Origin of the sequence: Rhizobium anhuiense (assembly GCF_003985145.1) — a bacterium.
Lineage (GTDB): Bacteria > Pseudomonadota > Alphaproteobacteria > Rhizobiales > Rhizobiaceae > Rhizobium > Rhizobium anhuiense.
Genome location: NZ_ML133537.1, coordinates 104,961 through 125,096, shown reverse-complemented (window position 1 = coordinate 125,096; position 20,136 = coordinate 104,961). Strand labels below are relative to the sequence as shown.

Genomic DNA, 20,136 nt, shown 5'->3' with positions numbered 1-20,136 from the left:
CTTTCCGGGTTAGATTGCAGCATTCTGCCGGAGCAGGTTTTCGTCAGGGCAAAGGCGATTGGCGAAGGGCATACCTCTTGGTACGGTCGAGCCGATCGCCTTTGCCCTGGCGGAAAGATGCCCGGCCCTTCGGGTTGGCTGAAACGGGCCGGCTGATCGACCGGCCGGCTTGGCCGTAGAGCTGGGCTACGACGCGCGCCGACCGGTCGACCATCCGACTCCATTTGAGCCAACAGGAATGCTGCAATCTAACCCGGAAAGGCTCTGATCTTTGTTCTTGCTCATGTCGTTTTGCAAAAGCGCTGCACACTTTTGCGCGACATGGTCTAGCCCGCCGGATCCCAATAGGGCGGATCGCCAAAACTCTTCTTCAGGTGATCGGCGATGGCGCGAAGCTTGGCGGAGGGGTTTCGGCCCTCGGGATGGGCCATGTAGATGAATTCGGCCTCCGGCCTGTGACCGACATCGATTTCGGCAAGCCGGCCTTCGCGAATGGCGGGGCCGGCGATGAAGGCGGGCAGCAGCGCGATGCCGAGACCGGCAATGGCGGCGTCGCGGAGCATGTCGCCATTGTTGATGCCGAGCGCCAGTTTCGCACGGACGACGACCGCGCCGTCCGGCGTTTGGAAGCGCCAGTCGGCAACGCCGCGATTGGTATAGAAGATTCCGCGATGGCCGTTGAGATCATCAAGCGACGACGGCACTCCCTGGCGCGCGAGATAATCCGGCGAGGCGCAGACAAGACGGCGGCTGCGCGCGAGCTTCCAGGCGACCAGCCTGTTATCGGCGATCGGACCGTTGCGGATGATGGCATCGTAGCCGTCCGACGCGGCATCGACACGTCGGTCGTCAATATCGAGGGTGAGTTCGATCTCGGGATGTTCGGCAAGGAAGGGATAGAGCGCCGGGCCGAGATGCATGCGGCCGAAGGTGACCGGAGCGGCGATGCGGATCGGGCCGGACAGGCTTCCGCGCCGCTCCGCCATATCGGCCGCAGCCGCCTCGATCTCGCGCACGATGCGCGCGGCACGCTCCAGGAAGACCGCGCCATCCTCCGTCAAACTCAGCTTGCGCGTCGTTCGGTGCAGCAGCATGCCGCCGAGCGACTTCTCCAGCTCGGCCAGCCTTTCGCTGACGACGGATTTCGACAGCCGCAGGCGCCTGGCCGCCTCGCTGACCGAGCCCGCCTCGACGACGGCGACGAAAGCCGTAATACCTTCGATCCTGATCATCGTTCGGCTTTTCCGAATTCGAGTTCCCCAATCTGGAGACTAATCCGAACGAAAGGAAAATGCCATCTTCCCTTCATCGAAAGAGACGGCAGGGGCCGCCTCACCTCGGAATCAGGAGATGGAACCATGAACCGCTTGAACAACAAGGTCGCGATCGTCACCGGCGCAAGCTCCGGCATCGGCCGCGCCACGGCAAAGCTCTTCGCCGCCGAAGGCGCCAGGATCGTCGTCGGCGCCCGCCGCGAGCGTGAACTCGACAGCCTGGTCGCGGAGATCAAGGCAGAGGGCGGCGAGGCCATCGCCATTGCCGGCGACGTGCGCTCGGAAGATTATCACAAGGCGCTGGTCGCGGCCGCCGTGACGCATTACGGCAAGCTCGACATCGCCTTCAACAATGCCGGCACGCTCGGCGAAGCCGGCCCGAGCACCGCCGTTTCCGAAGCAGGCTTCAGCGAGGCGCTGGCGATCAACCTGACGGCCTCCTTCCTCGCCGCCAAACACCAGATCGGCGCGATGGTGGAAAATGGCGGCGGCTCGGTGATCTTCACCTCGACCTTCGTCGGCTACAGCTTCGCCTTCCCGGGCGTTGCCGCCTATGCCGCCAGCAAATCCGGCCTGATCGGGCTGACGCAGGCGCTTGCCGCCGAGTTCGGCCAGCAGGGCGTGCGGGTCAATGCCATCCTGCCGGGTGCTGTCGATACCGACATGTATCGGGACATGAACGATACGCCCGACAAACAGGCCTTCGTCACCAACCTGCATGCGCTGAAGCGCGTCGCAACTCCCGAAGAACTTGCCCGCTCGGTTCTCTACCTCGCCTCCGACGATGCGAGCTTCGTCACCGGCACGGCTTCGCTGGTCGACGGCGGCGCCTCGATCACCCGCACCTGACGAAAGCCAAGCGCGATGACCCGCTCCGGATTGTCGCGCCGCCTTTTCCGGAACATTCTCCCACTGACCCCGGGCCGCGGCCCCACATCCGATTGAAGGAACGCATCATGTCACGTCTGCAGAACAAGACAGCCCTCATCACCGGCGGCACCAGCGGCATCGGCATCGAAACCGCCCGTCAATTCATTGCCGAAGGCGCCCGTGTCGTCGTTACCGGCAGCAGTGCCGCAAGCGTCGAAGCCGCCCGTCGCGAACTCGGCGACAAAGCGATCGTCATCCAGGCCGATGCCGGCGATGCGGCCGGCCAAAAGGCCGTCGCCGATACCGTGAAAGAGGCTTTCGGCACGCTCGACATCCTCTTCGTCAATGCCGGTGTCGCCGAATTCGGGCCGCTGGAACAGTGGAGCGAAGCCGCCTTCGACAGGTCGGTAGCGATCAATGTCAAGGGGCCGTTCTTCCTGATCCAGTCGCTACTGCCGATCTTTTCGAAACAGGCCGCAATCGTGCTCAATACCTCGATCAACGCCCATATCGGCATGCCGAACTCCAGCGTCTATTCACTGACGAAGGGGGCATTGCTGACGCTTGCCAAGACCCTGTCGGGCGAACTGATCGGCCGCGGCATCCGGGTCAACGCCGTCAGCCCGGGGCCGATCGCCACGCCGCTCTACAGCAAGCTCGGGGCGTCGGAAGCCGATTCCAAGGCGATGACCGCGCAGATCCAGTCCCAAATCCCTGTCGGCCGCTTCGGGAGCCCCAGCGAAGTCGCGAAGACGATCATCTTTCTCGCCTCCGATGAGGCCGCCTATATCGTCGGCAGCGAACTCGTCATCGACGGCGGGATGAGCAACCTCTGACCCCACGAAAATGGCGGCTGACGTCCATGAACGGGGCGGCATCCGCCGACTGCGGCCGATGCCTTTCGCCGCGCGATTGCATGTTCTCCGCCAAAGGCTTAGGGTCGGGGCCGGTCAGAAAAGGCGACGGGTAGAAAAAGCCATGGCTCTCAGCGGAAAACGCATCCTCCTCATCATCTCGGGCGGCATCGCCGCCTATAAGAGCCTGGATCTGATCCGCCGGCTGCGCGAGCGCGGCGCCAGCGTGCGCCCGGTGATGACCCGCGGGGCGCAGGAATTCGTCACGCCGCTGGCCGTCGGTGCTCTGGCGGCGGACCATGTGTTCCTCGATCTGTTTTCGCGGCAGGACGAACAGGATATCGGCCATATCAGGCTGGCGCGCGACTGCGATCTCGTGCTGATCGCCCCTGCCACGGCCGATCTGATGGCGAAGATGGCGAACGGGCTTGCCGACGATCTTGCCTCGACCGTGCTGCTGGCAACCAACAGGCCGGTGCTTGCCGCACCGGCAATGAATCCGTCCATGTGGGCGCATCCGGCGACCCGGCGGAATGCCGCGATGCTCAGGGCCGACGGCATCCGCTTCGTCGGGCCGATGGCCGGCGAGATGGCGGAAAGCCGGGAGACAGGGCTCGGCCGGATGGCGGAGCCGCTGGAGATCGTGGCGGCCGCCGAAACCCTGCTCGACGACGGAGAAAAGCCGCTCAAGGGGCGCAAGGCAATCGTCACCTCAGGACCGACGCATGAGCCGATCGATCCGGTGCGTTACATCGCCAACCGCTCCTCCGGCCGGCAGGGACATGCGATCGCCGCAGCCCTTGCAAAGCTCGGGGCGGAGGTGACGCTGGTATCGGGACCGGTGACGATCGCCGATCCGGTCGGCGTCAACGTCATCCACGTGGAACGGGCCGAGGAAATGCGTGATGCGGTGCTTGCAGCACTGCCGGCCGACGTCGCCGTGATGGTGGCGGCGGTAGCGGACTGGCGCGTCGCCTCGGCGGCCGACCAGAAGCTGAAGAAACATCCCGGCGAATCCATTCCGACGCTGGCGCTGACCGAAAATCCGGACATCCTGAAAACCGTCGGCCATCATACGATGCGGCCGAAGCTGGTCATCGGCTTTGCCGCCGAGACGCAGGACGTGGAAAGCAATGCCAAGGCGAAGCTCGAGAGGAAGGGCGCCGACATGATCGTCGCCAATGACGTCTCTCCCGCCACCGGGATCATGGGCGGCAGCCGCAACAGCGTCAAACTCGTCCGCCGCGACGGCGTCGAGCAATGGCCCGACCTGGCGAAGGAAGAGGTTGCCGAAAGGCTCGCAGCGCTGATCGCCCAGCGGCTCCGCTGATCGCGAGCGGCTCAGCTAGCCGAGAGCGGCTCAGGCAGGAATAGCCAGGCGCTGCGGCTTGACCGCATTGCGCTTCTCCGGCCGGAAGTCGGCGACGTCGATGCCGTCTTTGCCGATGGTGACGGCGCTACCGTCCGGAATTTCCGCCCAGGCGTCGACATCATCGTTCAACGGCTCGGAGACGAGGCAATAACCGGCGCTGACGGGTGAGGCATAGAGCGTCGGCGCCTTGCGATCGGTGGCATAACGGATCGCATAGAGCGTGCTGCCATCGGAGAAGGCAGCGGTAAAGCGCAGCAGGATCGAGCCGATGACGCTTTCGGCCAGATCCTCGACGACACCGATCATGTGAGCCATCGCGGCGACCGGCGCCTCGCGCAGGCCGAACTGCAGCGCCAGCAGGAACATCAGTTCGGAATCGGTCGTGCCGCCGCGGGCATTGAACAAATCGTCATCGAGCATTGCCTCCATCGGCCGGCGCAGCCGCTCGAAGCCGGAGATCTGGCCGTTATGCATGAAGGACCAGGTGTCATGGGTGAAAGGGTGGCAATTGTCGCGGCGCGTGCCGCCGCCGGTCGCAGCGCGGACATGGGCGAGAAAGAGCGGCGAACGGATCTGCCGCGCCAGGCTCTTCAGATTGCAATCCGACCAGGCCGGCAGGATATCGCGGTAACGGCCGGGCTCGGGCCGGTCACCATACCAGGCGATGCCGAAGCCATCGCCATTGGTCGCCGTCTTGGCGCGGGTGGCGCAATGGGACTGCTCGATCAGGGAATGGGCAGGCGAGGATACCAGTTCCTCGAGATAGAGAGGGTCTCCACGATAGGCTGCCCAGCGACACATGGCTTTCTTGCTCCGGAACCCGCCGCCGCACCGGCGGGAATACTCTAAATTGTCTGATCTCGCGGCTAATAACAGCTTAACGCGCCGCCGGTTTGCAAGCGCAAGATGACAGTTTCGTGGCGTCCGGCATCTTCAAATTCTGCGAAACACTGTGTTCTCTCGTGAACATCCGCATTGCCCAGGGTTGCGTCCTATGTGGAATTTCTTCTTGCATCTGTGAAGAATCAGCCTAACTTTAAGTCATCAGCAACAGAACGAAAGGAAGGTGATCCAATGTCTAATGAGATTTCGGACCTCGTAACGGGCATGGAAGAGGTGAAGAAGGCGAGGCAGCCCTCGCTCTAATCCCCGCCTTCCTGGGGCTGCATAGACAGTCCAGGCCAGTTCGAGGCCAAACTCATGGAAAGGGTCGCTGAGGCGACCCTTTTTTAATGCCCGGATTTCAAATTGACGGAACTTCGAAATTCCATTACTCATAAAGTCATCAGATGACTTTATGAGTAATGGAATGCGGGCACTCAGCAAGACCAATCTCGCCGATGAGGCGATCGAGGCGATTCGCGGCGACATTCTCGGCAAACGCTGGGCGGTCGGCGAGAAACTGCCGAATGAAGCCTCGCTGTCAGCCATGCTGTCCGTCAGCCGCGGCACGGTGCGCGAGGCAGTGCGCGTTCTCGTCTCGCAGGGTTATCTCGAAACCCGCCAGGGCTCGGGAACTTATGTCCGCTCGACCCGCGATGCCGGCCGGCCGCTGACGATGGCACGGCGCGCCAGCCTGCGCGACCAGTTCGAGGCGCGATGCGCACTCGACGTCGAGGCAGCCCGTCTGACGGCGATCCGCAAGACCCCGGAAACGGTGGCCGAGCTGCGCAGGCTGCTTGCCGAACGCGGCAATTACGATGGCGGCAATCAGGCCGGCTTCATCGAACGCGACCTCGCCTTCCACAAGGCCGTCATCGCCGCTTCCGGCAACCGGGCGATGATCGAGATCTATGATTTCTTCTCGGCCTCGATTGCCGACACCATCGCCGCAACGCTCGGCAAGGATATTCCGGAACCCGATATGCAGGCGCATGCCAATATCGTCGACGCCATCGAGACCGGCGATGCCGACAAGGCGGACGCGGCGGTGCGCCGTTTCATGGCGCCGGTTCTTGCCGCACTCGACCGGATGATCCTGTCATGAACACGCCTTTCAATCACGCTGCCAGCACGCTCGAGGCGGCCGACGAACTGCTGATCGACGCCGAGACCGGCAGCCTTCCGCCGCCGCAGGCAACGTCGAAGCGGGGAGCTGCGGGTCGTTTCCTGCTCGGCGCATGCCTGGTGCTGATCGCCTTCAACCTGCGCCCGGTCTTTTCGAGCGCCTCGGCGCTGCTGCCGGAAATCCGCTCGGAGCTCGGCCTCAGCGCGCTGGGCGCCAGCCTGCTGACGACGCTTCCGGTCGTCTGCCTCGGCGCCTTTTCGCCGCTTGCGCCTCGTCTTGCCCAGCGCCTCGGGACTGAGCGCACGCTGCTCGGCGTTCTGCTGCTTCTCGCGCTCGGCACTGCATTGCGCGGGCTTTCCTCCGTGCCGCTACTCTTCATCGGCACGGCCCTTGCGGGCGCCTGTATCGCTGTCGGCAACGTGCTGCTGCCGGGGCTGGTGAAGCGGGATTTCGCCGGGCGCGCCGCGCTGATGACCGGTTTCTACACGATGGCGCTTTGCGCCGGTGCGGCAAGTGCGGCCGGGCTGACGCTGCCGATCGAGCATGGATTGGGCGGGTCTCTCGCGGGCGCGCTCGCCATCTGGGCGCTGCCCGCCCTGATCGTCAGCCTGCTCTGGCTGCCTGAGGTTCTTCGCAGCGGCCGGCAGGCAAGACGAAATGGCTTCCACGTCAAAGGCCTCTGGCGCGACCGGCTCGCCTGGCAGGTCACGCTGTTCATGGGGCTGCAATCGGCACTTGCCTATTGCGTCTTCGGCTGGCTGGTTCCGATCTTGCGCGAACGCGGGCTCGACGGCGTCACCGCCGGGGCGATCGTTTCCCTGTCGGTGATGGTGCAGGCCGCCTCCTGCCTGATCGTGCCGCATATCGCCGTGCGCGGCCGCGATCAGCGGCTGATCAATGCGAGCCTCTGCGGCGTCGCCGTCACCGCCCTGCTCGGCCTGCTCTTTGCGCCGCTGTCGACAGTCTGGCTGTGGGCGGTGCTGCAGGGCATCGGTCAGGGCGGGCTGATCGCCGCGGCCATGACGACGATCGTGCTGCGCTCGCGCGATCCCGATGTCGCCGCCCATCTTTCCGGCATGGCGCAATGCGTCGGTTACCTGCTTGCCGCCATCGGCCCACTCATCGTCGGTCTCATCCGCGGCTGGACCGGAAGCTTTTCCTGGTGCGCCGCCCTCTTTGTCGCGCTTGGGCTCGGCGCGGCGATCAACGGCTGGAAGGCCGGCCGGGCAATCGAAGTGAACGTCCATGCGGTCGAGAAGACAGGCTGAGCCGCACGCTCAGCTCACTCGTTCACTGGTTCATTCACTGGCCCATCACCATCTCTTGATGCCCGTCGCCGGCCGCGGATGTTACGCTATCTCAGCCCCTCATCCCATCGCCGGAGGAGACATCTTGCGCATCCGAACCCTGTTTCTGCTTGCCGCGCTTGCGGCAATGCTGGCCCCTGCCCTTTCTCATGCGCAGGAAAGCGGTCAGCCGAGGGCCAATATCCAGAGCGGCGCGCGCGAGGGCGTGCTGAAGCTGCTGCCGGCCGATTCCGTCACCGAGCACGAGCTGACGATCGGCGGCCGGAAAATCGCCTATACCGCCACCGCCGGCACGCTTGCACTCTTCGGCCAGGACGGCGCGCAGACCGGCGCGATCTTCTACACTGCCTATGTCGCTGGGGATGGCGGGGCGAACCGGCCTCTGACCTTCGCCTTCAATGGTGGGCCGGGTGCGGCTTCCGCCTTCCTGCATCTCGGGCTGGTCGGGCCTGAAGTGCTCGATTTCGGGCCGGATGGACGCGACGGCGCCAATGCGAAACTCGTCGACAACAAGCAGAGCTGGCTCGATTTCACCGATCTCGTGCTGATCGATCCGATCGGCACGGGCTGGAGCCGGACGGTCAAGGCGGACGACGCCTCCAACTATTACAACGTCAATGCCGATGCTGAGAGCATCGCCAAGGCGATCGCGCTCTATGTCACGCACAACAACCGCTCCAACTCGCCGAAATATCTTCTCGGTGAAAGCTATGGCGGCTTCCGCGCCGCCAAGGTCGCCTCGGCGCTGCAGGAAAGCCAAGGCATCATCGTCGCCGGCGCGGTGATGCTTTCTCCCTTGCTCGAAGGCCAGCTGATGTTCAATGCCGACCAGTTCGCGCTCGGCGCAGCCCTCGAACTACCGTCTTTGGCGGCCGCCGAACTCGACCGGCATAAGGCTTTCGACGAAGAGACGCAGAAGCAGGCCGAGACCTTCGCGCTCGGCGACTATCTGACGACGCTGGCCGGACCGCCGCCGACGGGTGCCGAGGCCGCCGCCTTCTATGGCAGGGTCGCCAAGCTGACGGGCATTCCCGAGGATATCGTCGCCCGCAACCGCGGCTTCCTCGGCAATTCCTTCGTCAAACATTCCGACGTGGGCAGCGGCGAGGTGATGAGCGCCTACGACGCCTCCTTTGCAGCCCCCGATCCCTACCCGGAATCGGACTACGATCGCGGCGACGACGCCATCCTCGATGGCTTCACCCGCGCCTATGGCGGCGCCTTTGCCGATTACGCCCGCAACCAACTCGGCTTCAGGACGGAGATGACCTATACGCTGCTCGAAGGCGATATCAGCCGGCGCTGGGAATGGGGCGGAGGACGCGGCGGCGGATCGCGCCTCCAGGCCAGCGCCACCGACGACATCCGGCAGCTGCTCGCCTCGAACCCGGCATTCCATCTGCTGATCGCGCATGGCTACAGCGATCTGGTGACGCCCTATAGCGTCAGCCGCTATGTCGTCGATCATCTGCCGCCGTCGCTCGCCGGCGGGCGCGTCGGGCTGAAACTTTATCGCGGCGGCCATATGTTCTATACCAAAGCCGATCAGCGGGCCGCCTTCACGGCCGATGCCAAGGCCTTCTATGCCACACGGCCAGGCGCGCAGCCGGCGGACTGAGGCGTGGGGCGATCGTTCAGGTTCGCCTGCCACGCTTTGGTTCTTTGTTTATCGCATCTCATGATCGCAAAACCGCAGTACATTTTTGCGCGACATGCTTTGAGGAAGTAACCGATGCATATCACCGGGGGATGCCATTGCGGCGCAATCCGCTATCAGGCGGAAATCGATCCAGAGCGGATTTCGATCTGCCATTGCACCGATTGCCAGCGGCTGACCGGCTCGGCCTATCGCGTCACCGCACCGGCGCGGCCGGACAGTTTGACGCTCCTGTCGGGCGAACCGAGAGGCTACGCAAAATATGGCGACAGCGGCGGTCTCAGCCGGCAATTCTTCTGCCCGAATTGCGGATCGCCGCTTTACCGCACCGACGGCGAAGGCGGCGCGATCGGCATCCGCGTCGGCAGCATCGACCAGCGGCGGGAACTGACGCCCAAGAAACAGATATGGTGCCGCTCGGCCCTGGCAGGGGTGGAGAATATCGAGCACCTGCCGCGCTTCGAGGGCGAGGATTAAAGCGGCAGGACGCTTAGCCGGGAAACCAGAGCGCCTGTCTATTCCGGCCGCGGCATATCAGGCCAGCTGTCGGTGACGCCGGCCTGGACCGGACGCTCCAGATAGGTGGAAAGGGCGACATAGCAGCGGGTGCCGGTGACACCGGGAACGGCATGGATCTGCGCCAGAAAAGCCTCCAAGTCCTGCGGGCTCGCCGTGCGGACCTTGAAGAGAACGCTGGCATCGCCGGCGACCGAATGCATCTCCTCGACCTCGGGAAACCGCAGGACCTGCATCAGCCGCTCGCTCTTGCCCCAGCCGGCCGCCTCCACATGCACGAAAGCAAGCAACGGTTTGCCAAGCGCTGCGCCATCCAGCGCGGCATGCATGCCTTTGATCGCGCCGGATTGCCGGAGACGGCGCACGCGCTCGTGCACGGCCGGCGCCGACAGGCCGACCGCTTCTCCAAGCCTGGCATAACTCTGGCTGCTGTCGGCGGCGAGTGCGGCTAATATTTTTCGGTCGAAGACATCGATGGCCGGCTGCTGCGCACGTCTTTGCCGAAGATCCTCTGTATTTTTCGTCATTCGGTAAAATCCCCTTCTTGCCGAAAAATAATCGCCGATACTGGCATTCTTCAACAGAATATTCGCGGAGGCAAATCGAATGGAGATGATCGAGCGCAATCCGGCAAGCGGGATCTATCCGGCGAACCCCGACTATATCCATGCGCTGGAGGTCAGGCATCCCACGCGGCTGCTCTTCGTCAGCGGCACGATGGGTCTCGATCAAGAGGGAATGGCGGGCGTCGACCTGGACGGGCAATTGGAGCTCATCTGGTCCAATCTGCGCACCATCCTCGCCTCGGCTGATATGACCGTCGAGAATATCGTGCGGCTGACGAGCTATCTGCGCGACGGTGCCTTTGTGGAGGCGAACCAGAATGCCCGCCTTCGGGCACTTGGCGGCCGTGCCCTACCGACCACAGCCATCATCGTCGAAACGCTCAGCGACGACTGGCTGGTCGAAATCGAGATCGTCGCTGCCGGCTGATTGAAAATTGGCCATCGCACCCGAAGATGCGATGGCCATGGTTTTCAGGCCGCCTGTTTCAACAGGCCTAGCGCCTCGGTCAGATTGACCTCGCCGCGGAAACCGCCGCTGCTTTTCGCCTCCTGCCGATGCTCGATCGCATGGGCAAAACGCACGGCCGGTTCCTGCTGCATGCGCTCATAGAGACGGTGCAGGCCAGGAAACTGTCGGCGTTCGACGACCTTGTGGAAATCGTTCCAGCGAGCGATCCCGACGAAATAGGCATCCGCCAGGCTCGGCCCGTTGCCGAGAAGCCATTCACGCGCATCGAGCAGACGCTCCAGCGTATGATGCGCCTTTTCGACCGCTGCGATGCCATAGGCGGTGAGGGCCTGCTTTTGCTGCGGCTCCAGCGGGTGTTCGAACGCATACCAGAGCGGGCCGAAGGCCTTGAAGAAGGTGGTGTTGAGAAAGGCGAGCATCTGGTTCAGACGATCGAAATCCTCCGACCCCTGCGCAAAGCCCAGACCGTTGCCGATCGCTCGAGCGCCGATATGGTGGAGGATCGCCATGCTTTCGCTGATCGTCCTGCCATCATCGAGCAGCAGCGACGGCGTTTCGCCGACTGCGTTGATCCTGACGTAGTCATCGGTGGAGACCATTTCCGGCATCTCGACGCGGCAGAGCCGATAAGGCAGGCCCGACCATTCCAGTGCGACGATCGAGCCGAAGGAGCAGCCTTCCGGCACGCCGTAAAACAATATGGGTGACATCAATCGTTCCTTTCAGAATTGACCCGTTTTTGACATGATCAATGTGCTGATGTGGACGATCTTGCGATAGAGGCTATAAATGCATCGCAATGTCTACATTGATGGAAGATGATCATGGCGCTTTTCAACCTCAACGATCTTCATCTCTTCGTGCAGGCCGTCGACAGCGGCAGTTTTACCGCCGCGGCCAGGCATCTCGGCATTCCGAAATCGACGGTGAGCAAACGGGTTGCCGAGCTGGAGGGGCGCCTCGGCGTCCGGCTGATCCAGCGCACGTCGCGCAGCTTCGCGCTGACCGAGCTCGGCCGGGAATTCTTTCAGCATGCCCAGGCCTCGATGATCGAGGCGGAGATGGCCGAGGGCATCGTGCGGCGGCATCTGGCCGAACCGGCCGGCAGCGTTCGTCTCACCGCCTCGGTGCCGACGGCGCAGTTTACCCTGACGGAACATCTGCCGGCGCTGGCGGCACGCTATCCGAAGCTCCGGCTTTCCGTGCATGTAACCGACCGTTTCGTCGATATCGTGCAGGAAGGCTTCGATATAGCGCTGCGCAGCCACCGCGGGCCGCTGCCGGATTCGGCGCTGGTGCAGCGCAAGCTCGCCAGCCACCCTTTCCTCATTCTCGCTTCGCCGGACTATATCAGCACGCACGGGCAACCGCACCGGCCGGAGGAACTGGCGGAGCACGCAACGATCATGACCAGCCTGACCGAAAATCAGTGGCGGCTCTACACCGATCACGGCGATGAGGCGCTGGTCTCGCTGCAATCCGTCATGGCGGCGGATGAGCCCTATGTCCTGATGGAAACGGCCGCTGCCGGGCTTGGCATTACCTGCCTGCCGACATCCGTCTGCCGGAAGGCGCTGGCAGACGGGCGGCTGGTGCGGGTGCTGCCGGAATGGACGGCTGGCAGTATCGAGACGACGATCCTGATGCCGCACCGGCGCGGCCAGCTGCCGGCAGTGCGCGCCGTCGTCGATTTCCTGGCGGAACAGCTCGGCGGCTAGAGCCGCTTCGCACTTTTCCTGGGATTGCCGTGATCTTTTATCCTTCCGCAATCCCGGACGGAAAACCGTTTCACACTTTTCCTGGGATTGCTTTGGCGATCAAGCCGCCTTGGCGGCGTGATATTCCTTGATGGCGACCATCTTGAGCGCCGGATAACGCTCGGACTCATAAAGCAGCGAGAAACCGTCCTACGCGAGGAACACAGACCGCCGACGAGCCGTCTTCCGGCGAGACTGTAAGTCGCTGCTCGCTCCCGAGGTCACTTTAGCTTCTTCTTATCCCAACTTACCTTTCTTATCACAACCAGAAGACTGTCTTGTGTTTTCGACTATCCGTGACGCCGCGGGTACTCGGCAGATACGGATGCGATGTATTCCGCCGTGAACACACAGAAAAAGGCGCAACGCGGCTCAATATCGCTTTGCTTGTAGCTCAAACTGTCTAAGTGCATTTCAGATAAATTTGCAGTATATATAAAGTTGAGAAGAAATTCTCGCGTGGGCACGAGGGGTTGTCGCCAGTCTTTCTTAGATTTATTCCGAACCTTACCAACTATCTCTTGTATTTTTTGAGAAAGTAAGCTTTGGAGTTGTTTTCAACCTCTCGATTTGGACTTTGGTCTTAATACACACATGGACTTTGGTCTTAATGCCCTCAAGCTGAAATGGACTAGTGCTCTCGATCGCCGAGACAGCGGCAGTCAATTGAGCGCCGTAAGTTCAATGCGCAAGGGGTAGACCCGGGCGGGTGCATTTTTGCACCTAAGGATTGTATCCCTCCTCTTAATGCGATCCAATCTGAGGGAGAATCTCCATGGCACTCGACATCACGACCCAAGACATCATCATCGATGAAACCGCCGGTCTGACCGACGACGATATCAGCCCCTCTGCTCCGCCGCACGTCGGCAACACCACGCTGCAATATCTGTTGGGTCTCGACGCTGCGGGCGGGCTAGCCTCACCGGAGGTCGCCTACCAGAGCAACTTCGTGGTCGCATCGGCGAGCGCTGGAGAAACCATCACCTCGGTCGTTCTCACACAGAATTCTTCCGGGACCCCGTTTTCCACCACAGTCGGCGTCAACAGCGGCATCCGGACGGTGGATGGCAATTATGTCTGGCTGTTCCAGGATCCGACGCATCCAAACGTCGTGATCGGCGTCATTGGTACTGCCAACCCGCTCGCCGAACCCGCAGAGACCGGGCCGCTTGCCTTCTCGCTCGCACTGATCAGCACCAGCGCCACCAATGCGGACCTCTATACGGTTCAATACGTGCCCTTGCTCCATACCGATGCGACCAACCCCGACGACCGCATCGATCTGACCAACAAGGTATTCGCCTCGGTCACCGGAACGTCGGTGGTGAATTTCAGCCAGCTTGACGACGCCCCGTCCGGACACAACAACTGGTATATTCTCGACGCCGATGCAGCGAGTCCGCAGAAGATTCTCGTCACGGCTCACGACGCCGGCGTGCAAGCGGAAGTCAATGTCAGCACGCAAGGCTTCGGTGTCGCATCGCAAGACGTCCGCTTCGGCCGCGAGCTTCAAATCGACTTGATCACCGGCGGCACCCAGAGCGCGGGCAAAGACTTTACCGACACGCCAACCGCGCCTGACTACGGCTCTCACCTCGAGAACGTCTCCAGCGCGGGTTTTACGATCTCGCAGTCCACGCCGACCGACAGCCTGGCTGACATCGAGATCCATGCCTATAACAACAACGACAATGTTGAAGGCGCGGCGTTCCCCGGTGACGACAATGATACCGAGATCAATATCACCGGCGTGACCTTCAAACTGAACGGCGTCGCAACGACTGCCGCAGCGCTCGGCATCACCGTCAACCTCACCGGCAATGGCCTGATCCTGGAGAATGTCGGCGAGGGCGTGACGATCGATTTCACCACCGCGGGCGGGGCTGGCGGAACCTTTGACCGCTTTACCATCGCGAATATCGACACCGAGCATGACTTTTTCGATGTCAAGGAAGTGCATTATGGCGGTGAGGTCAGCAACGCTTATAACGAAGAGGTCGGCTCCTTCATCAACTTCGACGACGACGGACCGACGATGACGGCAACCGGCGTCCCCCCGGAGCTGACGGTCGACGAGACCAACCTGGCCGGCAACGACAGCGCCGACTTCTCGACCTTCTTCACCTCCAATGCCGGTGCAGATGGCGACGACATCACCTATGCGCTCGGCATCAACCAGGTCACCAATGTCAGCGGTCTCACCGACACCGAAACCGGCCAGTCCGTCCTGCTCTTCATCGAAGGCGGCAACGTCGTCGGCCGTGCCGGCTCGGCTGCTGGTGCGATCGTCTTCACCGTCAGCGTCAGCGCTGCCGGCGTCGTCACCCTCGACCAGGCCCGGGCGGTCGTTCACGCCGACGCCACCAACCCGGACGATAGCAGGACCTTGGCTGCCGCCGACCTCGTCACTCTGACGGCGACCATCACCGACGGTGATGGCGATCAGGCCACAGCCACCCACAATATCGGCCAGAACTTCAACTTCGAAGATGACGGACCGACGATCACGGCAACCGGCGTCCCCCCGGAGCTGACGGTCGACGAGACCAACCTGGCCGGCAACGACAGCGCCGACTTCTCGACCTTCTTCACCTCCAATGCCGGTGCAGATGGCGACGACATCACCTATGCGCTCGGCATCAACCAGGTCACCAATGTCAGCGGTCTCACCGACACCGAAACCGGCCAGTCCGTCCTGCTCTTCATCGAAGGCGGCAACGTCGTCGGCCGTGCCGGCTCGGCTGCTGGTGCGATCGTCTTCACCGTCAGCGTCAGCGCTGCCGGCGTCGTCACCCTCGACCAGGCCCGGGCGGTCGTTCACGCCGACGCCACCAACCCGGACGATAGCAGGACCTTGGCTGCCGCCGACCTCGTCACTCTGACGGCGACCATCACCGACGGCGATGGCGATCAGGCCACAGCCACCCACAATATCGGCCAGAACTTCAACTTCGAGGATGACGGACCGACGATCACCGTGCCGTTCGATGGCAACCCCGCTATCACGGGCATCCAGCATGAGACCCTGGCGAATGTGCTCAACGCATCGGCCAGCGGAGCCTTCGGCTACAACATCGGCGCGGATGTTCACACGGCCGCATTCTACACCGGCGGCGGTTCCGACTTCGTCGATCAGAATGGCGCGGCCGGCGTCCAGATCGGACTGACCGGCACGATCACCGGCGGCGGCGGAGGCAACCTCCTCACCTCGAATGTGACGCTTGCGTCGGAGAACCTCACCTCCGCGACGTTCAACTTCACCTTCACCTATGACAAGGACCCGGCGGCGGGCGTCCAGACGGGCACCGCAGGAGGCACCCTGGTCTTCGACAAGGTCGCCGACACCTATACCATCAACCTGACCGACCCGCTCGAAGGCTTCACCTTCGACGTTCTCCACACCAGCGAGCTCTTGTCCAAGGAGCCCACGGGCAATACCGGCCATCCGCAGATCGTGGTGGAACGGCTGCAGGCGGACGACCCGAACACGGCTGCCGATGAAGACTTCTACGTGCAGTTCACGGGCAACGCGATCGACAGATCCAACCCGTTCCGCCTGACGAACAATGGCGAAGGCACATCGGCCGACGCCACCTTCACCATCGGTGGCCACGAGATGGTCAGCAACAACAATGAGACGTGGGTGTCTGCGACGCAGAGCACCAACGGTGTCGCCGGCGACACGATCCAGAAAGACGAACTGCTCACATTGCGGTTCTTCAACAGCAATGTCGGCATTGCCAACGAGGCCACCGCCCCGACAGCGACCGCCGGCACCATGGCCATCAAGTTCGACGGGATCGGCAACAGCGAGGACCTGATGCTGATCCTCAACCTGATCGACATGAACGGCGCCGACAACATCGCCGGCACTGCGGACGACAACGCGACGATCACGCGGGCCATGTATGTGTCGAATGCCGACATCTACAGGACGGGTCAGGTGCCGGCCCCGTACAATAGCGAGTTCACGCTCGACAATAATGACGGCCTCGTGATCGTCGAGCAGAACGACTACAACGCCGCCGGCGAAGACTACGTGCTGCAGGGTGTCCAGATCATGCAGTCGGGCAACGGGATCACCGGCAACAATACGGCGATCGACCTGAACAGGACGACCGGCTCTGGCGGCGGCAGCAATGCGACCACCAGTCTGGTGAACTTCGACGCCACCGATAACGACGTGCTGAAGATCACGGATATCGGCTTCACCTCGACGGTGACCGAGACGCCGAATGCCAATCTCGACTTCGCCTTCCAGGTGGCGGACGCGGATGGGGACCAGACAGCGATGCAGCACATCCTTGTCGACGTCGCCTGACACTTGAGCAAACGGGGGCAGCCGAGGCTGCCCCCGCACTGTCTTTGCATGCTGTGTAATCTCGTACACCAGAGACATAGTGATGAAAACAAACCAACAGCCCCCTGCCCTGCAGGTGGTGATGAAAGAAGCCAGACGCGCCATCCGGCCGCTGGTCTGGTTCAGCGCCGGCATCAACGTGCTGATGCTGACCGGGGCGCTTTATATGCTGCAGGTCTACCACCGCGTCTTGTCCAGCCACAGCCTGGAGACCTTGCTGATGCTGTCGCTGATGGCAGCGGCGGCCCTGGCGACAATGGCGGGGCTGGAGGTGGTGCGCGGGCGTCTTCTGGCAACCGTCGGATCGTGGATGAACGCGCGCCTGGCGCCGGTTCTCCTGACCGCATCGGTGGAATATGCCGCCACGGCGCCCGGCCAGGCCAATGCCCGTCCGCTGCGCGACCTCGACCAGGTGCGGAATTTCTTCACCAGCCCGAGCATCTTCCCTATCCTTGACGCACCTTGGGCGCCGCTGTTTTTCGCCGCCATATTCTTCATGCACCCTTGGCTGGGCTGGCTGGCGCTGTGCGGCGGGATCGTCCTGTTTGCGTTGGCGTTGCTCAACGAATACCTCACACGCAAGCCGTTGACCGAGGCTGCAAGCGCGCAGTCGCGGGCATACGTCCAGGCCGAGGCGGCAATCCGAAACGCCGAGGTCGTGCAGGCAATGGGCATGTTGAAGCCACTGCTGGAAGGCTGGAAGGTCCAGCAGGACGAGGCAAACAAAGGACAGGTTCTTGCTGCCAACCGTGGCGGCGTCATCGCAGCCCTCGCCCGTTGCCACCGGCTGGCCCTGCAAATGGCCATACTGGGCCTTGGGGCTTATCTCGTCCTTCGGAACCAGGCTTCACCCGGGATCATGATTTCCGCCTCAATCCTGATGGGCCGCGCATTGTCCCCGGTCGAACAAGCGATCGGAACATGGAAGGCGACGGTCGGAGCGCGCGCCGCTTACAAACGTCTCACCGCCGTCGCCGGGCAGCACCCGGAGGCCACGCCGGTTCTGCCACTACCGCGACCGAAAGGCAGGTTCGAGGCCGACAATATCGTGCTTGGCCGACAGGGCGGCGAGCCTATCCTGAAAGGCATCAGCTTCCACCTCGAGCCGGGTGAAGCGATGGCGCTGATCGGCCAGAGCGCGGCCGGCAAGACGAGTCTGGCGCGAATACTGGCCGGTGCCTGGCGCCCATCCGGAGGGCGTGCCTTGCTCGACGGCATGGACGTTGCCCAATGGGCAGCGGAGGACCGTGGTCATTATGTCGGTTATCTGCCGCAGGACATCGAGCTCTTCGCCGGTACCGTCTCCGAAAACATCTGCCGCTTCGCAAAGCTCAGCCCGGTGGTCTTCGACAAGGTGGTCAAAGCCGCGCAGCTGGCGGGCGTTCACGAACTGATCAAAGGACTGCCGAAGGGTTACCTCACCGAGATCGGCGAATCCGGCGCGGTCCTCTCAGGCGGGCAGCGCCAACGCATCGGGTTGGCGCGGGCGCTTTACGACGACCCGGCCCTCATCATCCTGGACGAGCCCAATTCCAACCTCGACCGCGACGGTGAGGAGGCGTTGATCGCAGCCCTCGGCACGGTCAAGGCGGCGGGCACGACCGTTATCCTGATCGCGCACCGACCGAACATCATGGAGACGGTCGACAAAATACTCGTGCTCAACCGAGGCCAACAGGACCTCTTCGGTCCGCGCGACTATGTCTTCAATGAACTCGCCGCGCGGGTCCGCAAGGTCACCCAGATGCCGACCATCGTGGCGAAATAGGCATGAAAATGAAAACAGACATGAAGGACATGAAGGTCGTCCCCTTACCCGTTTCGCCACCCGCTGCGCCGGTACCGTTGCGTCTTACGGGCGTGACCTTCGCCGGATTCGCGATCATGTTCCTGTTCTTCGGCGGGGCCCTGGGTTGGGCAGCGCTTGCACCGCTGGACAGCGCCGCAGTGGCGCCTGGCGTCATCAAGGTTGCCGGCGACCGCAAGCTCATCCAGCACCTCGAGGGCGGCATCATCGCGGAGTTGAATGCCGCCAACGGCGATATCGTCGAGACGGGTAAGGTCCTCATCCACCTCGACAGCACACAGGCAAAGGCGAAGCTTGATCTGATCCAGAACCGAATAGCAACGCGCGAGGCGCTGGCCGCTCGCCTCAAGGCCGAGCGTGATGGCAAGGCCGAGATCGAGTTTGATCCCGCCTTGCTCGCAAACTCCGCCAAAGCGGCAAAGGATGCGGTGGCCTCACAGCGTGACGTCTTCGCGGCAAAGCACCACAATTTGCAGGACGAGCGGGAAATTCTCAGCCAGCGCCGTCGCCAGACCGCGGAAGAGATCACCGGACTGGAGGAACTTATCATCACTGAGGACAAGCAGATCGAGGCGCTCGAGGGCGAAACCAAAGACCTCGACAGTCTACTCAAGCGGGGGTTGGTCACGCGCGAACGGAACCTGCTGCTCAAACGGCAACAGCGGGAGATCGAGGGAGAGCGCGCCACCAACGTCGCGGCCATCGCTCGCGCCAAAAGCGCCATGGCCGAGATCGACATGCAAAGCTTGAACCTCGGCACGGTGCGGCTCAACGAGGCCGTCGAGGAGTTGAGCAAGGTCGAGGCGGAGTTGTTCGACCTCAGACAGGAGGAACGTACCGCCAGGGACGTGCTTGCCCGCACCAATGTGGTCGCACCCGTTGACGGCATCATCATGGACCTGAAGGTCCACACGGCGGGCGGTGTCGTGAAACCCGGCGAGACACTGATGACGGTCGTGCCGCTCGGGCAGCCGCTCGTGGTCGAGGCCATGGTCAGACCGGAGGACGTCGAGACGATCGCCCCCGGACAGGCCGCGCGCGTCAGTTTCCCGGCCTTTGCCCGCTACAACCTCCCGCCACTCGACGGCGTCGTGGAGATCATCTCGGCTGACCGGATGGTGGAGGAGCGCAGCGGCGCGCCCTATTTCGCCGCGACCGTGCTGATCGACAAGAGCGAACTCGCCAAGCTGGAGGGCCGCAAACTGCTGCCCGGCATGTCGAGCGAGGCGATGATCCGGACGGGGGCCCGCACCGTGCTTGCTTATCTGGCTGAGCCGATCACCCAGAACTTCCGTCGGGCGCTGCGGGAAAAATAG

General features: G+C 62.7%; 16 protein-coding genes. 12 read left to right on the top strand and 4 right to left on the bottom strand.

Annotation, left to right across the window (positions count from 1 at the left end):
- Positions 1 to 326 precede the first annotated feature (326 nt).
- The gene (locus EEQ99_RS29550) at positions 327 to 1,232 is read right to left on the bottom strand and encodes a LysR family transcriptional regulator (protein WP_127431561.1); all 906 of its coding nucleotides are present in this window, start codon (positions 1,230 to 1,232) and stop codon (positions 327 to 329) included.
- A gap of 126 nt (positions 1,233 to 1,358) precedes the next feature.
- On the opposite strand from EEQ99_RS29550, the gene EEQ99_RS29545 reads away from it, so the two are divergent.
- The 3 genes from EEQ99_RS29545 (at position 1,359) to coaBC (ending at position 4,328) form a co-directional block, all read left to right on the top strand.
- Positions 1,359 to 2,123: an SDR family oxidoreductase gene (locus EEQ99_RS29545; protein WP_025570545.1), complete on the top strand. Its 765-nt coding sequence runs from the start codon at positions 1,359 to 1,361 to the stop codon at positions 2,121 to 2,123.
- 107 nt (positions 2,124 to 2,230) lie between these two features.
- On the top strand, positions 2,231 to 2,980 hold the full coding sequence (locus EEQ99_RS29540) for an SDR family oxidoreductase (RefSeq protein ID WP_025570543.1): 750 nt from the start codon (positions 2,231 to 2,233) through the stop codon (positions 2,978 to 2,980).
- Positions 2,981 to 3,122: 142 nt separating this feature from the next.
- On the top strand, positions 3,123 to 4,328 hold the full coding sequence (gene coaBC / locus EEQ99_RS29535; RefSeq protein ID WP_047617240.1) for a bifunctional phosphopantothenoylcysteine decarboxylase/phosphopantothenate--cysteine ligase CoaBC: 1,206 nt from the start codon (positions 3,123 to 3,125) through the stop codon (positions 4,326 to 4,328).
- A gap of 30 nt (positions 4,329 to 4,358) precedes the next feature.
- Here coaBC and EEQ99_RS29530 read toward each other — a convergent pair whose 3' ends face one another.
- Positions 4,359 to 5,171: a class II glutamine amidotransferase gene (locus EEQ99_RS29530; protein ID WP_025570539.1), complete on the bottom strand. Its 813-nt coding sequence runs from the start codon at positions 5,169 to 5,171 to the stop codon at positions 4,359 to 4,361.
- Between the two features lie 508 nt (positions 5,172 to 5,679).
- Between EEQ99_RS29530 and EEQ99_RS29525 the strand changes: the two genes are divergently transcribed.
- From EEQ99_RS29525 to EEQ99_RS29510, 4 genes are all read left to right on the top strand, one after another.
- Positions 5,680 to 6,357: a FadR/GntR family transcriptional regulator gene (locus EEQ99_RS29525; protein ID WP_127431560.1), complete on the top strand. Its 678-nt coding sequence runs from the start codon at positions 5,680 to 5,682 to the stop codon at positions 6,355 to 6,357.
- Positions 6,354 to 7,646, top strand: a complete 1,293-nt coding sequence (locus tag EEQ99_RS29520; RefSeq protein WP_047617244.1) for a CynX/NimT family MFS transporter — start codon at positions 6,354 to 6,356, stop codon at positions 7,644 to 7,646. The genes EEQ99_RS29525 and EEQ99_RS29520 overlap by 4 nt, the downstream gene beginning before the upstream one ends.
- Positions 7,647 to 7,770: 124 nt before the next feature.
- Complete coding sequence (locus EEQ99_RS29515; protein ID WP_127431559.1) at positions 7,771 to 9,303, top strand: S10 family peptidase; 1,533 nt, start codon at positions 7,771 to 7,773, stop codon at positions 9,301 to 9,303.
- Between the two features lie 114 nt (positions 9,304 to 9,417).
- Positions 9,418 to 9,819 (top strand): GFA family protein, encoded by a 402-nt coding sequence (locus tag EEQ99_RS29510; protein WP_028757635.1) that lies wholly within the window; start codon positions 9,418 to 9,420, stop codon positions 9,817 to 9,819.
- A gap of 38 nt (positions 9,820 to 9,857) precedes the next feature.
- Here the strand turns inward: EEQ99_RS29510 and EEQ99_RS29505 are convergent, their stop codons facing one another.
- Positions 9,858 to 10,439, bottom strand: coding sequence for an Lrp/AsnC family transcriptional regulator (locus EEQ99_RS29505; protein ID WP_127431558.1), 582 nt, complete (start codon positions 10,437 to 10,439; stop codon positions 9,858 to 9,860).
- A 25-nt stretch (positions 10,440 to 10,464) separates the two neighbouring features.
- On the opposite strand from EEQ99_RS29505, the gene EEQ99_RS29500 reads away from it, so the two are divergent.
- Complete coding sequence (locus tag EEQ99_RS29500; protein WP_127431557.1) at positions 10,465 to 10,851, top strand: RidA family protein; 387 nt, start codon at positions 10,465 to 10,467, stop codon at positions 10,849 to 10,851.
- Between the two features lie 44 nt (positions 10,852 to 10,895).
- On the opposite strand, the gene EEQ99_RS29495 is transcribed toward EEQ99_RS29500, so the two are convergent.
- The gene (locus tag EEQ99_RS29495; RefSeq protein ID WP_127431556.1) at positions 10,896 to 11,603 is read right to left on the bottom strand and encodes a glutathione S-transferase family protein; all 708 of its coding nucleotides are present in this window, start codon (positions 11,601 to 11,603) and stop codon (positions 10,896 to 10,898) included.
- Between the two features lie 114 nt (positions 11,604 to 11,717).
- Here EEQ99_RS29495 and EEQ99_RS29490 point away from each other — a divergent pair, with 114 nt between their 5' ends.
- The 4 genes from EEQ99_RS29490 (at position 11,718) to EEQ99_RS29475 (ending at position 20,136) form a co-directional block, all read left to right on the top strand.
- Positions 11,718 to 12,611: a LysR substrate-binding domain-containing protein gene (locus EEQ99_RS29490; RefSeq protein WP_097543205.1), complete on the top strand. Its 894-nt coding sequence runs from the start codon at positions 11,718 to 11,720 to the stop codon at positions 12,609 to 12,611.
- 814 nt (positions 12,612 to 13,425) lie between these two features.
- Entirely contained in the window at positions 13,426 to 16,974 is a 3,549-nt protein-coding gene (locus EEQ99_RS29485; protein ID WP_127431555.1) for a DUF5801 repeats-in-toxin domain-containing protein, read from the top strand.
- Positions 16,975 to 17,056: 82 nt separating this feature from the next.
- Positions 17,057 to 18,781 (top strand): type I secretion system permease/ATPase, encoded by a 1,725-nt coding sequence (locus EEQ99_RS29480; RefSeq protein ID WP_063474800.1) that lies wholly within the window; start codon positions 17,057 to 17,059, stop codon positions 18,779 to 18,781.
- A 2-nt stretch (positions 18,782 to 18,783) separates the two neighbouring features.
- Positions 18,784 to 20,136, top strand: coding sequence for an HlyD family type I secretion periplasmic adaptor subunit (locus tag EEQ99_RS29475; RefSeq protein WP_244604867.1), 1,353 nt, complete (start codon positions 18,784 to 18,786; stop codon positions 20,134 to 20,136).